Annotated in this window: 1 protein-coding gene; it reads right to left on the bottom strand. The window is 67.6% G+C overall.

Annotated elements, in window-relative coordinates; all coding sequences use genetic code 11:
• Positions 1–100: 100 nt before the first annotated feature.
• Positions 101–1,381: an IS701 family transposase gene (locus ACWGI8_RS44275; protein ID WP_453669281.1), complete on the bottom strand. Its 1,281-nt coding sequence runs from the start codon at positions 1,379–1,381 to the stop codon at positions 101–103.
• Positions 1,382–1,433 lie beyond the last annotated feature (52 nt).

Here is a 1,433-nt window from a genome sequence, read left to right as displayed (position 1 = left end):
CCCCTAGTAGGACTCCGTTAGGTCTGTCTTGATCTTGGTGTTGTGCGTGTTCTGGCCGGCAGGGGTTGGTGGCAGGTGGTGCAGATGCCGGTCCAGCACCTCAGGGCGTCCTGGAGGATGTCGAGGACTTGGTAGAGGGTGAGACCGGTGCGGGGGCTTTTGGGGCCAGGCGTTGTTCGGTGAGGAAGGCATGGGCGGCGGTCACGAGGGTGACGTGGTGGTGCCAGCCGGGCCAGGATCGGCCTTCGAAGTGGTCCAGGCCCAGGCCGTGTTTGAGTTCGCGGTAGTCGTGCTCGATGCGCCAGCGGACCTTGGCCAGACGGACCAGATCGGCGATCGCACTGTCAGCCGGGAGGTTGGAGAGCCAGTAGTCGGTGGGCGCCTCGGCTTCGGCGGGCCATTCGATCAGCAACCAGCAGTCGGGCAGGGTCCCGTCCCACCAGCCCTGTTCTGCCGAGGCGGCGGCTTTGATCGGGCGCTCGACGGCCTTGCCTGCCGGGCGGACACGCACGGCGGCGAAGCGGGAGCGTAACTCCCCTCGCGAGCCTTTCCGCCAGGTCACGGGGGTGAAGGCTTCCTGCCCAAGGCTGAGTGCCAGGGCTGCCACCGACGGTGCGTGGTGCCGGTAGCGGGGCTGGGGCCAGCAACCGACCGGCCCGTTGCGGTCCGGGGCCACAGGCTCCGCATCGAACGGGTGGGCGGTCACGTCCGCGCGGACGGCCAGGACGTAGGCAAGGCCGCGGTCGGCCAGTGCGGTCCGCAGATGTGCATTGGTGCCGTAGGCGGCGTCGGCCACCACGACCGGCGGCTTCATACCCCAGCCGGCGAGCGTGTCGAGCATGTCCAACGCCAGGCGCCACTTCTCGCGGTGCGTGACGTCCGCCGGGATGCGGGTGAGAGCCCTGCGGTCGGTGTCCGATGCCCACTCCTTGGGCAGGAACAGCCGCCATTGCAGCGGGCAGGAGGCGGTGTCGGTCGCGGCGTGGATGCTGACCGCGACCTGGCAGTTCGCCTGTTTCCCCAAGGCCCCGCAGTACTGCGGGGCCACGGCGACCGACATCCTTCCGTCCTTGGGCACCGACACATCGTCGATCACCCACGCTGCCGGATCGATCAGCGGCAGCATCCGTTCGCAGATGCGCCGCTGTACGGGAGCTGGATCCCACGTGGACTGGTTCACGAACTGCTGCAGGTTCTGTTCATTGCCGTCCGGCAGCCGAGAGGCCATGGCCTGGATGGACTTGCGGCGGCCGTCCAGCATCAGTCCCCGCAGGTAGCAGTCCCCTTTGGCCCGCTGGTCCTTGCGCGGCACTGAGGCGAACACATCCGCCACGTATAACGCCAACGTCGCCCGTACACGGTTCACTTCATGTGAGTCCACACACCCAACATGCTCCCGAACAGACCCGCCAGGAAGACCTAACGGAGTCCTA

The organism is Streptomyces sp. NPDC054841, from assembly GCF_053611045.1.
The sequence above is the reverse complement of the archived record's forward strand: the minus strand, read 5'-3'. Positions and strand labels throughout refer to the sequence as shown.